We start from the raw sequence: 13648 nt of genomic DNA, 5'->3' as shown, positions 1-13648 counted from the left end.
ACCCGTAAGAAGGAGCGCCGAGGTGGCTGGGCGTCACCATGAAACGATCTCGGGGTTCCGCCGCCCAGTTCTCCCGGGTTTGACACACTGGGGAGAACGCTGGACAGGCGCGCATCCCCGCCGGTTCCCGTCCAGCTATTGCGCCACCAGGAGGTCGAGTGACGTCGAGAATCCAGTCCGCTTCCCCTGCCGGACCGCACGGCAACGGGTCCGGACAGCCGCCGTACCCGGCGGTCGAGTCCGCGGACGGGCTGGCACCGGTCCCGGCGGCCGGGCTCGGCGAACTGCACGACACCGCGCGCCGGATCGCCGCGAACGTGGAGCGCGTCCTCGTCGGCAAGCCGGACGTCATCCGGATCGCGCTGGTGACCCTCCTGGCCGAGGGTCACCTGCTCGTCGAGGACGTGCCGGGCGTCGGCAAGACCTCGCTCGCCAAGGCGCTCGCGCGGTCGATCGACTGCACCGTCAGCCGCGTGCAGTTCACGCCCGACCTGCTGCCCAGCGACGTCACCGGCGTCTCCATCTACAACCGGCAGACCGGCGAGTTCGAGTTCCGGCCCGGCCCGGTGTTCGCGAACATCGTGGTCGGCGACGAGATCAACCGGGCCTCGCCGAAAACGCAGTCCGCGCTGCTGGAGTGCATGGAAGAGCACCAGGTCACGGTCGACACCAGCACCTACACGCTCGACGGTCCGTTCATGGTCATCGCGACGCAGAACCCGATCGAGATGGAGGGCACCTACGCGCTGCCCGAGGCCCAGCGCGACCGGTTCACCGCGCGGGTGTCGATCGGCTACCCCGACCAGCAGGCCGAACTGGCCATGGTCGACGAGCATTCCGGCCACAACCCGCTCGCGGACCTGGCCCCGGTGTCCGACCGCGAGACGATCCTGCGGCTGATCGGGACCGTCCGCGGCGTGCACATCGCGCCGGAGGTCCGCCGGTACGCCGTCGACGTCGTCTCGGCGACCCGGCAGGTGCCGGAAATCCGGCTCGGCGCTTCGCCGCGCGCGACGCTGCACCTGGTCCGGGCCGCGCGGGCGCAGGCCGCGCTGTCCGGGCGCGACTACGTGGTGCCCGACGACCTGCACACGGTCGCGGTGCCCGTGCTGGCGCACCGGCTGGTGCTCACCACCGAGGCGCACGCCGCCCGCCGTTCGGCGACCGACGTGGTCCGCGCGGTGCTGCACCGCGTCCCCGTCCCCCAGGGCTCGGCCCGCTGAGGCGCGTCCCGCTATCCGATTAGGGAATCCGCATGCTGCGCGCGCTTTCCGGCCTCACCACCCGAGGCCGCTGCCTCCTCGCCGCCGGGATCGCGGCCGCGGTGTGCTCGCTGGTGCTCAACGAACGGGACCTGCTGCGGATCGCGGTCTTCGTGGTCGCCCTGCCGCTGCTGGTCGCCGCCTACATCTCGGCGACCCGGCTGCGTCTCGGCGCCGCGCGCGCCCTGCGCCCGGACCGGATCGCGGCGGGCTCGACCGGCGAGGTCGACCTGGAACTGTGGCGCAGCGGACGGCTGCCCGGCGGCGAGGTGCTGCTGGAGGACGGCGTGCCGTACGCGCTGGGCTCCCGGCCGCGGTTCGTGGTCGAACGGCTGCCGCACGACCGGCGCGTGCTGCTGCGGTATCCGCTGCGGCCGGGAATGCGCGGGATCCAGCAGGTCGGGCCGCTGCGCGCGACGATCACCGACCCGTTCGGGCTGTGCGAGTTCGAACGGGAGCTGATCGGCCATTCGCGGCTGGTCGTCGTGCCGCGCGTGGTGGCGCTGTGGGGCCTGCCCGGAGGAGCCGGGGCCGGAGCGGGCGACGACGGAAGCGTGCGGCTGCATTCCGGGCAGGGCGAGCCGGACGTGATCGTGCGGCACTACCGCACCGGCGACGACATGCGGAAGGTCCACTGGCGGTCGACCGCGCGGCGCGACGAGATCATGGTCCGCATCGAGGAACGCCCGTGGCGCGGCGGCACGACGGTATTGCTGGACCACCGCGCGGCGGCGCACCACGGGAGCGGCCCGACGGCGAGCCTGGAGTGGGCGGTGTCGTTCGCCGCGTCGGTGTCGCTGCACCTGCGGAGGACCGGGCACCGGGTGCGGCTGGTGACCGAACACGGCATCTCGCTGGCCGACGCCCCCGGCGACGGCGGCGAAGGCTACGACAACCTGGTGCTCGACGCGCTGGCCGCGCTCCAGCCGGCGCACCAGCGAGACGTGACGCTCGGCCACGACCCGGCCGAAGGACAGGAACTGATCGCGATCCTGGGCACGGTGAGCGCGGAATCGGTGCACGAGCTGGCGCGGTACCGGGCGCGCGGAGTCCGCAGCCTCGCCGTCCTTTTGGACACCCCGGCCTGGGCGGGTTCGGCCTCGCCGGACCACCTCGCCGCGGCGACCGGGGAATCGGCGGAGCTGCTGCGCGGGGCCGGATGGGGCGTCGTGGTGGCCGGTCCGCAGACGCCGATGCCCGAGGTGTGGGGGCTGCTGTGCCGCGCGGGCACCCACCGGTCGACCGTGATCGGCGGGACGCGATGAACCCGCTGACTGCCGTCGCGCACGCCTGGTCCCGCCGGAACGGCCCAGCCCGCAGGGGGAACCGATGACCGCCACCGCTCCCCGTCCGTCCAGCGCGCCGCCGATCCCGCACACTCCTACGCCGCAGCCGACCGATCCCCCGCCCGCGTGGCGGAGCAGCGTGCTGCCGCCGGTCGCCGCCGGGCTCGCGACGCTGTGCGCGGCCACGTCGCTGACCAGCGTCGTCTCCGGCTGGGCCTGGTTCGGGTACCTCGTCGTGGCCGTCGTGCTGGTCGCGGGAACCGGGCTGGCGCTGCGGTCGCTGCGCGCGCCGACCGTCGTCGCCGGTTTCGGCCAGCTGCTCGTGCTGCTGTTCCTCATCACCGGGGCGTTCACGACCCAGGGCGTGCTCACGATCTTCCCCGGCCCCACTGCTTTCGGCGAACTGCAGGCCACGCTCACCGCCGCGGCACAGCAGATCCGGACCGGTCTCCCGCCGGTCGACAGCACACAGCCGATCCTGTGCCTGGTCACGATCGCGATCGGCCTGGTCGCGGTGCTGGTCGACACGCTCGCGGTCGCCGCCGCCGCGCCCGCGGCGACCGGGCTCGTGCTGCTCTGTGTGTACGCGGTGCCCGCGGCGCTGTCCGACGAACTGATGCCGTGGTGGACGTTCGTGCTCGGCGCGGGATCTTTCGCCTGCCTGCTCGCGATCGACGGCAACCACCGGCACCGCCGCTGGCGCAACCGCGACGCGCCCGGGTCCGGCGGCACGCTGCGGCTCATGCAGGCCCCGGTCGCGGTGGTCAGCTCGGCGATCGTGCTCGGCCTGCTGGGCGGCGGGATCACCGTGGTCGGCACGGTCGGCAAGATCCCGTTCGGCTCCGGCCCGGGCGGCGACGGCGACGGGACCGGCGGATTCGGCATCGCGCCGTTCACGCAGCTGCGCGGACTGCTCGACCAGGGCCAGAACACCGAACTGTTCCAGGTCCGCGGCCTCGGCTCGGACCGGCGGCTGCTGCGCGCGTTCACTTTGGACACCTACACCCCGAACAAGGGCTGGGGCCTGCGCGCCGGCGGCCAGGCGCAGACCGGCGTGCTCGCGAACAGCACGCTGCCCGCCGCGCCCGGCGACGACGGCACCGGGGTGTCGCGGCAGATCCAGATCCAGCCGACGCGCTGGGTCGACAACTGGCTGCCGATCTACGGCGCCCCCCGCGCGCTCCGGGGCGTGCCGCCGCAGTGGCTGTACGACCGGGTCAGCGGCTCGGTGTTCACCACGACGAGCGAACCCGCACCGTCCTATGTGGAAACCGCGTCGCTCAAGGAGCCGACCGCGGCGGAACTGCGCGACGCGGAGCCGAAGTCCGACGAGATCCCCGCGCTGTACACGCGGATCGGCCAGGTCGACAAGCGAGTCACCGCGCTGACCGAACAGCTGACCGCGGGCAAGACGAACAACTTCGACCGGGCCACCGCGCTGTGGCAGTACTTCAGCGCGCAGAACGGTTTCGTATACGACACGAAGACCGCCGACGCCACCGACGCCGACGCTCTCGCCGACTTCATCCTCAAGGGAAAACGGGGCTACTGCGAGCAATACGCGTCGGCGATGGCGGTGATGCTGCGGGTCGCGCACATCCCCGCGCGCGTCGCGATCGGCTTCACCCCGGGCGTGTCCAAGGGCGACTACCAGTCGATCAGCTCGCAGGACGCGCACGCGTGGGTCGAGGCGTACTTCGGGGACAAGGGATGGGTCAGCTTCGACCCGACCCCGCTCGCCGACGGACGCGGCATCGTCCCGCCGTACCTGCAGCAGAACACCCAGAACCCGCAGCAGCCCAACGCGACCGACGACCTGCCGACGGCCCCGCGCTCCGCCTCGCCGTCCACCGGCGCGTCGACCGACAAGGCCCACGACCAGGCCGCCCCGGCCGCTCCCGCCGACACCACCCCGGACGACAGCTGGCTGGTCTGGCTGGCCTTGGCGCTGGCGGTCCTGGGCGCCGCGGCCGTGGCCACGTCGTACTTCCTGCGCCGCCGCGCTCGTCCCGGCATGGCCCCTTCCGGCGTCCCGCCCGGTGCCACGCCGGACGGGAACGTGCTGGTCAGAAACCCCGTCACCACCCCGACTCCGCTGCATCTGGCCGCCTTGTGGCTGCCGCTGACCGGGGCCGTCCTGCTGGTCGCCGCGCTCGGCCTGCTGGCCGGGACCGTGTCGTGGTGGTTCGCCGCGGTGGTGGTCCTGGTCCTCGCCGCGACGGGCGGCCCCGCCGCGATCCGGGACCTGGTGCGCCGCCGCCACCTGCAGACGATCGCGACGCACTCCACCGGCGCGGCCGACGCGGCCTGGCGCGAACTGAAAGCCGAATGCGCGGACCGGGACCTGCCGATCTCCGACAGCGACACGGTCCGCGTGGCCGGCGGAAAGATCGCCGAACGCCACCGCCTGGACGATTCGGGCCGGGACGCTTTGCGCACTGTGCTGGGCGCGGTGGAACGCAGCTGGTACAGCGATGAGGCGGCACCGGATCCAGCGCTGGAGCCCGCCTTCGGGCAGCTGCGGGAGAGCCTGCGCCGGACTGCTCCGCTGTCGATGCGAGGACGGTTGTTCCCCCGATCAGTGCTTCGCCGACGGCGGTGAGCTTCGGGAGCGGGGATCAGGCCAGATCTCCGGGCAGGTTTGAGCTGCGGCTGGTCAGCGAACACTGACTTGCGGTGGCTTGCCGGAAACCGCCTGCGGCTTGCCGAACTCGCACCACGGAGCCTGCACCGCCCCGGCGGAGTGCCCGACCGGGTGGACTCCGCTCCGGAAGACACCCCGTCGAGGACATCCGACAGCGGCACGTGGCGATCCAGGCCAGCCGGACCTGGCCCCGGTAACCGGGCGGCGGAAGGAGTTCCGGGGCGGCCGCAAGCGCCGGTGCCGCGAGACGCCGTCCGATCCGCTGGGACTTGTCGAACTCGCAACATCGCCGAGGCCGCGACCTGGCAGCGCTACAGCAACGACTGGTGTGTCGGCCGCACGAACTGGGACGTGCGGGTCAGACTCCGGTCGCGCGCCCGCGCCTGCGGAGTGCTTCGCGCACCGTAGCGAGCCGCTTGGCCCGTCCATCGCTTGTGGCCGTGCACCGCTAGACGGTGCAGCCGTGCCCGCGGACGAGAATCCGCGCTCCGCCCCGAGGGGAGAAGCGCGGATTCGCCGACGTGCTATTGGCCTTCGAAGCGCTGGCGGAAACGTTCCTCCATGCGCTGCGTGAAGGAGCTCTTGCGGCCGGATTGCTTCCCCCCGCCGCCTCCGTCGTCATGGCTGTTCGCACCGCCCGCGTCGCTGTGGCGCAGCGACGTCACGGCCATCATGACCCCGAAGAACATCACGAGGAACCCGAGCACGCTGACCACCGGTACGTCGGCGACCCGCAGCACCGGGATCACCACGCCGAGCACCAGCAGCGCGACGCCCACCACGAACAGGGCGATCCCCTGGATGCGCCGACGGCGCGCGGGTCGGCGCAACCGGGTGCCTCGCACCGTGGATGCGAACTTGGGGTCCTCGGCATAGAGCTCGCGCTCGATCTGGTCGAGCAGCCGCTGCTCATGCTCGGAGAGTGGCATCTTTCCTCCTCCGGCACAGCTGTCGCGGGCGCCGGGCCGCGCAACGTCCTGGACCCAACAGCCAACCCCAGGCGGGGTGGCACTGTCCAGGATACGAGCCCCGCGCTCGTCCGACTACCCGATCCCCGATCCGGAAATGATCGAATCGGGGGAAATCCCGCCCCACGCGGGTTGACAGTGCGTCACCGCGACCGAAGTCACCCCCATCGGCGCAGTCCAGGCCCCTTCGTCGCCCCGTCGGCCTCCCCCGCGCGGGGTCCCTCGTGACGGAGAGAAAGCGTCTTCGCGCCGGCCACCCGCCCTGCCGATGCCCCACGCGGGGAGGATCTTCCGCCGATCGATACCGTCCGCCACTCATTCACCTGACCATCACCGAGCTCGGCAATCCCCCACCGCGCGAACACCCCGCAGCCCGATAACTCAGCGCGACCGTCGGACCCCTATTCCAGGCGCGGTCCCACAACCGGGTCCGCACACCGATCGCCGCGCCAGTGCCCATCTACGTGCATTTCGCACGAACCAGTCGAGACGGACGAGTACGGCACCGTCGCCGGTTTCCCAGCGAAGAGGCCGCGCCGCGAGGTGACGCGCAAAACGAGGACGGACGGCACATGGAGATGCCGAGCCCGGTCGCCAACAGGCACGCCGATGGATCAGTGCTCGATCCGGCAGCCATCCGCAGAAAGCTCCAGCCATAGTCTCCTGGCCGAACCGACTCCCGTCTCTCCGGCGAACTCCGACCTCACCGGGAAAGCACAGCCGCACTCGCCCGACCGAACCTGCCCTCGCCTCCCTGGCAAACCCCGGCCGCACCAGAAGGCTCAACCACTACTTCCAGGCCGAACGCATCCTCGTCTCCCCGGCGAGCCCCGGCCGCACCAGAAAGCCCAGCCACTACCGTCTCTCCGGCAAACCTGGTCTCGCAGGGAAAGCACAGCCGCACTCGCCTGACCGGACCCGCCTTCGCCTCCCTGGCAAACCTCGGCCTCGCCAGAAGCCACTCCCTCCTGACTGAACCCACTCCCACCTTTCCGCGCAAACCTGGCCCCGCCCCGAAGCCCAGCCACAACCTCCCGACCAAACCTGCCCTCGCCTCTCCGCCAAACCCCGGCCTCGCCGGAAGGCCCAGCCACTACCTCCGGCTGAACCCCCTCTCCCCTTTCTGCAACCCGGCCCCTCCGGAAGGCCCAGCCACGCCTCCCGACCGAACCCGCCCTGCCCTCCCTGGCGAACCCCGCCCCTCCCAGAAAAGCCCAGCCGCGCAGTGCGGGAAGCCCCTCACTCCTCCCGAGGAGAAAGCAACGATGCGGGCCGGATCGCTGCAGAGCCGAACTTCAGTCTTGCCACGTCCGCGGCTACCTCCGCGTCCCGCCAGCGGGGCTCGTCGTTCGCGAACGACAGCTGCTCCCCCTCGTCGCCGGTGTCCAGGCCTTCCACGCGTACCCCGATCAGCCGGACCGCGCCCGTCGGCGCGTGTTCGGTCAGCAGCTCGACCGCCGTGCGGTGGATGTCGCGGACTACGTCCGTCGCGGAGAGCACGGTGCGCGCCCGGGTGATCGTGCGGAAATCGGCGAACCGCACCTTGATCGACACCGTCCGGCCGCGCAGCCCGCGCGACCGGAGCGTCGCCCCGACCCGTTCGGAGAGGCGCAACAGCTCCAGGCTCAGCTCGTCGCGGTTCAGGACGTCGACATCAAAGGTGTGCTCGGCTCCGATCGACTTCTCCGCCGACTCCGGTTCCACCGCCCGGTCGTCGTGGCCGTTCGCCAGGGCCCACAGGTGATCCCCCACCGCCCGGCCCACCGCGCGCCGCAGCCGGGCGGGCGGGGTGGCGGCGACGTCCGCGATCGTGTGCCAGCCGTGTTGCCGCAGCTGTTCCTCGGTCCGCTTCCCGACGCCCCACAGCGCCGAGACCGGCAGCGGGTGCAGGAATTCCAGCGTCTCGGCGGCGGGGACGATCACCATCCCGTCCGGTTTGGCCATCCCCGAAGCCAGTTTCGCCACGAATTTCACCTTCGCGACACCAACCGAGCACGCGATCCCGTGCTCCACCTGCACTCGTTCCCGAATCCGCGCCCCCAGCGCGCCCGGAGTGGAGCCCAGCCGCCGCAGGGCTCCTCCTACGTCCAGGAACGCCTCGTCCAGGCTCAGCGGCTCGACCAGCGGCGTCAGCTGCCGGAAGATCCCCATGACGCCGCGCGACACCTCGCCGTACAGCCCTGGCGTCGGCTGGATGCAGACCAGCTGCGGGCAGAGCCGCTTGGCCGTGGCGAACGGCATGGCCGAACGGACGCCGAAACGCCGCGCCGGATAGCTCGCCGCGGCGACGACCGAGCGCGGGCCGCCGCCGGACACGACGACCGGCTGGCCCACCAGCTCGGGCCTGGTGCGCAGTTCGCACGACACGAAGAAGGCGTCCATGTCCACGTGCAGAATCGAGCAGCCGGTGTCGTCCGGCAGTTCGGTCGCGCCCGTGGTGACGCGGTAGCGGGCCATCCCGCTCGGCAGTTCGGCGTTTCTCCCCACGCCTGCGGACGCTACCCGTCGCCACCGACAATTCCCGGCGCCTGAGTCCGGGCGACCACGCTTACGGGTGGCTCAGGCCTTCGCCAGGACGGTTACCGCGCGGCGAGGAGCGGATCAGCCGCGCCGGGCGATCGCGTGCAGCCGGCCGGCGACGTCGCGCAGCGCAGGCACGGACGACGCGCTCAGCTCGAACTCGGCCAGTTCGTCCTCGCGGACCTCGCCCGGCACGATGTCCGAGACCACCCGGTCTCCCTGCAGCAGCGTGACCTCCAGGCCGGCCGCCACGAGCGAATCGGTCAGCCCGGCGCTGTCGTACCGGCGCAGCACGGTGTCCCCCGCGACGATGCCGTCCGGACCTTCCATCAGCTGCCGCGCCTCGGAGATCCGTCCGGCGAGTGCTCGATGCAGCACGGCCGCGGTGCGGTTGGCGACCAGCACCGACACGGCGCCGCCCGGCGAAACGGCCGTGGCGAGCGCGTCGAGCACCGCTCGCGGTTCGTCCACGACCTCCAGCAGGCCGTGCGCCAGCACCAGGTCCGCCGACCCGGCCTCGACGTGCGCGGCCAGTGCGTCGGAGTCGTCCGCGATCACCGTGATCCGGCCGGAGACGCCCTCCTCCTCCGCGCGCCGGCGCAGCGTCGCGAGCGCATTCGGGTTCGGTTCCACGACGGTGACCAGGCATCCGGCGGACGCGAACGGCACCGCCCAGCCGCCGCTCCCGCCGCCGACGTCGACGACGACCGGCTGCTCCACGCCGCGGGCGCGGGCGGCCCGCAGTTCGGCCTCGAGCGCCCGGCGAACAGCGCCCGAGCCCCGGGCGGCCACGGTGTCGGTCTTCATGGCCGACAGGGTAATGGCCGCCGGTCACTTGCCGTGACCCGCGTGGGCGCCGCAGCGGCGTTCGCCACCTTCCGGGCTACCGCCCCGGCGCGCGGCCCGTAGGCTGTGTCGAGTGCACACGGTCGCCGTTCTCAGCCTCAAGGGTGGTGTCGGCAAAACGACGGTCGCGCTCGGTATCGCGTCGGCCGCTCTGCGTAGGGGAACCCGCACGCTCGTAGCCGACCTCGACCCGCAGGGCAACGCCACCACCTCGCTCGACCCGCCGTTCACCGACGCGACGCTCGCCGACGTGCTCGAGACGCCCGCGCGGGCCGTCCTCGAACGCGCGATCGCGCCCAGCGTCTGGAGCGAGGAGATCGACGTGCTGGTCGGCGCCGAGGAGCTGGAGTCGCTCAACGAACCCGACTCCGACGGCCGCCGCCTGGAAAACCTCTCCCGCGCGCTCGACGAGCTGCACCAGCATCCGCTGCGCGAGGACCCGTACGAGCTGGCGATCATCGACTGCCCGCCGTCGCTCGGCCGGCTCACCAAATCGGCGCTCGTGGCGGCCGACAGCGCGCTCATTGTGACCGAACCCACAATGTATGCGGTGGCAGGGGCCCAGCGCGCGCTCGAAGCGATCGAACGGATCCGCGAGGACGGCAATCCGGCGCTGCGGCCGATCGGCGTGCTGGTCAACAAACTGCGCGTGCGGTCCTACGAGCACCAGTTCCGGGTCGCGGAGCTGCGCGAGAACTTCGGTTCGCTGGTGATGCCGACGGCGATCCCGGACCGGCTCGCGGTGCAGCAGGCCCAGGGCGCGTGCAGCCCGATCCACGAGTGGCATTCCCCTGGCGCACAAGAGATCGCGCTGACCTTCAACATGGTCCTCGCGAAAATCCTGCGCTCCAACCGCGCCGGACGGCACCGCGTGCGCGCCGAGGAAGAAGCGGCGCAGGCGGAAGTGTCGGAAACCGCGGGCTGAACCGTGCCCGAGGGCGACACCGTATTCCTCGCCGGAAAGCTGCTCGACCGCGCGCTCGCCGGAAAAACGTTGGTGCGCGGGGAGTTCCGGCATCCCGAACTGGCTACTGTGGACCTCGCGGGCCGGGAGGTGCACGGCGTCGGCACCGTCGGCAAGCACCTCTTCACGCGCTTCTCCGGCGACCTGACGCTGCACAGCCATCTGCGGATGGACGGCGAATGGAAGATCCAGCCCGCGGGCGCGAAATGGGCGATGCCCGCTCACCACGCGCGGGTCGTGCTGATGACCGACGACGTCCAGGCGATCGGTTTCCGGTTGCACGACCTGAAACTGGTGCCCACCGCCGAGGAGCACAGCCTCGTCGCGCACCTGGGCCCGGACCTGCTGGATCCACAGTGGACGGACGAGCACGCCGCGCTGGCCGCCGCCAACCTCGCCGCGAAGCCCGACCGCGAACTCGGCGACGCACTGCTGGACCAGCGGGTCATGGCCGGCGTCGGCAACCTGTACAAGTGCGAGATCTCTTTCCTGCTGCGGGTTTCCCCGTGGACGCCGGTGTCCGAAGTGGACCCCGCACGCGCGGTGGCGCTCGCCCGGAAACTGCTCGTCGCCAACGCGTGGCGGCACGAACAGGCCACCACCGGCGACCTCCGCCGCGGACGGCGCACCTGGGTCTACGAACGCACCCGCCAAGGCTGTTTCCGCTGCGGCGGACCGCTGCTGGTGCGCCAGCAGGGCGACGGACCGTACCAGCGGCCGACCTGGTGCTGCCCGCGCTGCCAGCCCGGCCCCGTCCCGGACGATGGACCGCCTCGCAAATGATGTTGCCGTACCGAGAGGTTCGCGGTTAGCGTGGCAGTACACGAGAGAGGAGGTGGTCCTAAGTTGTATTCACACAGGACTCGTGAGGTGGCTGTCCGCTAGCGGATGGCACGTGTTGGGACTTTGAGCAGCGATACAACAAGAGCCACCTTCGGCTCATCGCCTGCTTCACGTGCTGCCTGCTGACGAATACCAGGCAGTCACCGGATTCCCGGGGTTCCCGAGCACCGGTCCGGCTCGGGCCTGGACGCGGACGGCGTCCAGGAGGCGCCCCGGGAATTTCCCTGTCCGCTCCGGTATCGCGGGCGCCCTCCCGCACCCGGCGATCGCCGCGGCGGTTCCTGCGGACCCGCGGAAGTCGCTAGGCTGGGCGGATGCTCAGGCCGGACTATCCGATCAGCACCGAACGCCTGCTCCTCCGCCCGTTCCGGGACGACGATCTCGATGCCCTGAACTCGTTCCAATCCCGCGCGGACGTCGTCCGCTACCTGTACTGGGGGCCGCGCAGCCGCGCGGAATCCGCGGCCGCACTGGCGAAGCGCGTCCACAGTGCGACGCTGTCGGAGGAAGGCCAGTTCCTCGCCGTCGCCGTGGAACTCGCCGAAACCGGGCAGCTCATCGGCGACCTCAACCTCGAATACCTCAGCGCCGAACACCGCCAAGGCGAGATCGGCTTCGTCTTCCACCCCGACCACCACGGAAAAGGCCTGGCCCTGGAAGCAACCCGCGAACTCCTGCGGCTCGGCTTCGAAGACCTGGGACTGCACCGGATCATCGGCCGCTGCGACGGCCGCAACACCGCGTCGGCGGCGTTGATGGAGCGCCTGGGCATGCGCCAGGAAGCGCGCCTGCGGGAAAACGAGATCGTCAAGGGCGAATGGACCGACGAACTGGTCTACGCCATGCTGGAAGACGAGTGGAAAGCCGGGGCCGCCCGGAGAAACTGACCCTGGATGCTCCCGGCCGGATCATCGCCAAGCAGCGGCTAGGCGGGCCGGGAGCTTCAGGCGGAAACCACGGAGATGTCGCGCTGGCGCTGGCCCCGGCCGGGCAGCTGGTGCGGCGTCTGGGCGTGCGAGGTTTGCGCAGCCAGGTTGGTGCCCCATCGATGTCCGTGAGGGGCACCTTGAGGTGAACTGGGCCCCGGAAGTTGGACTGGTTATGTAGAGGTTAGGCGGCGAGGGTCTGGGCTCGGTATTCGGCTGGGCTGAGGTCGCCGAGGGTGGTGGAGATGCGGGTGGTGTTGTACCAGTCGATGTAGTCGTGCAGTGCCGTGGTGAACGTGTCGACGGTGTCGAACGTGTTGTGGTGGAAGAGTTCTTCTTTGAGGTGGCCGAAGAAGTTCTCGGCGACGGCGTTGTCCAGGCAGGTGGCGCGGCGGGACATCGACTGGGTCAGGCCGGCGTCGGCGAGCAGGGTGCGCCAGGAGGCGTGCTGGTATTGGAAGCCCTGGTCGGAGTGCACCAGCGGGCGGGCTCCGGCGGGCAGGGTCGCGATCGCGGCGCGCAGCGAGGAGTTCGTCAGCTCCAGCGTCGGGGACGGGCCGCAGGCGTAGGCGACCACGGACCGGTCGAACAGGTCGATCACGGGCGAGAGGTAGAGCTTGCGGTCGCGGATGCGGAACTCGGTCACGTCGGTGACCCATGTGGTGTCCGGGGCGTCGGCGTTGAACTGGCGGTTGAGCAGGTTCGGCGCGGTCGTGCCGGGCCGCCCGGGCCAGGACCGGCACCGGCGCGGCCGCCGGACCTGGCAGGCCAGGCCGAGGGCGTTCATCAGCGTGCGCACGGTTTTCTTCGCCACCCGCCAGCCGTCGCGGGCCAGGACCGCGTGGATCCGCCGGTGCCCGTAGCGGCCGCGGGCGGCCTCGAACGCCTCGGCGATCGCGGCCTTGAGCCCGGCGTGCGGGTCGGGCCGGTCCAGGCGGGCCTGGTGGTAGAAGAACGTCGACCGGGCCAGGCCCGCGACCGCCAGCAGCACCGGCAGCGGATAGTCGGCCTTGAGGGCGGCGACGGCCTGGGTTTTCACCCTCGCCCCTGCTCCCTCAAGGCCCGCAATTTTTTTAGGTAGGCGTTCTCCGCCGACAGCCGCAGGTTCTCCGCCCGCAACCGCTCCAGCTCGCCGGGACCCGGCGAGTCCGCGACACCGGGCGGACGGCCTTTCGGCTTGGGCCGCAACGCGTCCTCGCCCTCGCGCCGATACGCCCGCGCCCAGTTCTCCACGAGTTTGGGCGAGGACAGGCCGTGCTCGCGCGCCAGCTCGGCCGCGGTCGCCTCGCCGCCGACATACCGGCGCACGACCTCCAGCTTGAACTCGAACCCGAACGACCGCCTGCCTGGCTTGTTCATCAGCGCTCCCGCGCTCCGCAGCCTCCAACG

Annotated in this window: 11 protein-coding genes; 6 read left to right on the top strand and 5 right to left on the bottom strand. The window is 71.4% G+C overall.

Annotated elements, in window-relative coordinates:
- Positions 1 to 158: 158 nt before the first annotated feature.
- The 3 genes from ATK30_RS35195 (at position 159) to ATK30_RS35185 (ending at position 5150) form a co-directional block, all read left to right on the top strand.
- Positions 159 to 1223: an AAA family ATPase gene (locus ATK30_RS35195; protein ID WP_208637504.1), complete on the top strand. Its 1065-nt coding sequence runs from the start codon at positions 159 to 161 to the stop codon at positions 1221 to 1223.
- A gap of 32 nt (positions 1224 to 1255) precedes the next feature.
- Positions 1256 to 2527 carry a DUF58 domain-containing protein gene (locus ATK30_RS35190; protein WP_101439088.1) on the top strand — a complete coding sequence of 424 codons (1272 nt, stop codon included), beginning with the start codon at positions 1256 to 1258 and terminating at the stop codon, positions 2525 to 2527.
- Between the two features lie 64 nt (positions 2528 to 2591).
- Positions 2592 to 5150: a transglutaminase TgpA family protein gene (locus ATK30_RS35185; RefSeq protein WP_101439087.1), complete on the top strand. Its 2559-nt coding sequence runs from the start codon at positions 2592 to 2594 to the stop codon at positions 5148 to 5150.
- Positions 5151 to 5716: 566 nt separating this feature from the next.
- Here ATK30_RS35185 and ATK30_RS35180 read toward each other — a convergent pair.
- The 3 genes from ATK30_RS35180 to ATK30_RS35170 form a co-directional block, all read right to left on the bottom strand.
- On the bottom strand, positions 5717 to 6121 hold the full coding sequence (locus ATK30_RS35180) for a DUF3040 domain-containing protein (protein WP_101439086.1): 405 nt from the start codon (positions 6119 to 6121) through the stop codon (positions 5717 to 5719).
- Positions 6122 to 7399: 1278 nt separating this feature from the next.
- Positions 7400 to 8617 (bottom strand): DNA polymerase IV, encoded by a 1218-nt coding sequence (gene dinB / locus ATK30_RS35175; protein WP_101439085.1) that lies wholly within the window; start codon positions 8615 to 8617, stop codon positions 7400 to 7402.
- 144 nt (positions 8618 to 8761) lie between these two features.
- Entirely contained in the window at positions 8762 to 9487 is a 726-nt protein-coding gene (locus ATK30_RS35170; RefSeq protein ID WP_101439084.1) for a methyltransferase domain-containing protein, read from the bottom strand.
- A gap of 112 nt (positions 9488 to 9599) precedes the next feature.
- Here ATK30_RS35170 and ATK30_RS35165 point away from each other — a divergent pair, with 112 nt between their 5' ends.
- From ATK30_RS35165 to ATK30_RS35155, 3 genes are all read left to right on the top strand, one after another.
- A complete protein-coding gene (locus ATK30_RS35165) occupies positions 9600 to 10451 on the top strand; it encodes a ParA family protein (protein ID WP_101439083.1) in 852 nt (283 codons plus the stop codon).
- A 3-nt stretch (positions 10452 to 10454) separates the two neighbouring features.
- Positions 10455 to 11273 (top strand): DNA-formamidopyrimidine glycosylase family protein, encoded by an 819-nt coding sequence (locus ATK30_RS35160; protein ID WP_101439082.1) that lies wholly within the window; start codon positions 10455 to 10457, stop codon positions 11271 to 11273.
- Between the two features lie 374 nt (positions 11274 to 11647).
- Positions 11648 to 12220: a GNAT family N-acetyltransferase gene (locus ATK30_RS35155; RefSeq protein ID WP_101439081.1), complete on the top strand. Its 573-nt coding sequence runs from the start codon at positions 11648 to 11650 to the stop codon at positions 12218 to 12220.
- Positions 12221 to 12443: 223 nt separating this feature from the next.
- Here ATK30_RS35155 and ATK30_RS35150 read toward each other — a convergent pair whose 3' ends face one another.
- Positions 12444 to 13298, bottom strand: a complete 855-nt coding sequence (locus tag ATK30_RS35150) for an IS3 family transposase (protein WP_244194528.1) — start codon at positions 13296 to 13298, stop codon at positions 12444 to 12446.
- The gene (locus tag ATK30_RS46575) at positions 13295 to 13618 is read right to left on the bottom strand and encodes a helix-turn-helix domain-containing protein (RefSeq protein WP_101438641.1); all 324 of its coding nucleotides are present in this window, start codon (positions 13616 to 13618) and stop codon (positions 13295 to 13297) included. Before ATK30_RS46575 ends, ATK30_RS35150 begins: the two co-directional genes overlap by 4 nt.
- Positions 13619 to 13648 lie beyond the last annotated feature (30 nt).

It is taken from the genome of Amycolatopsis echigonensis (genome assembly GCF_002846615.1).
Lineage (GTDB): Bacteria > Actinomycetota > Actinomycetes > Mycobacteriales > Pseudonocardiaceae > Amycolatopsis > Amycolatopsis echigonensis.
The sequence above is the reverse complement of the archived record's forward strand: the minus strand, read 5'-3'. Positions and strand labels throughout refer to the sequence as shown.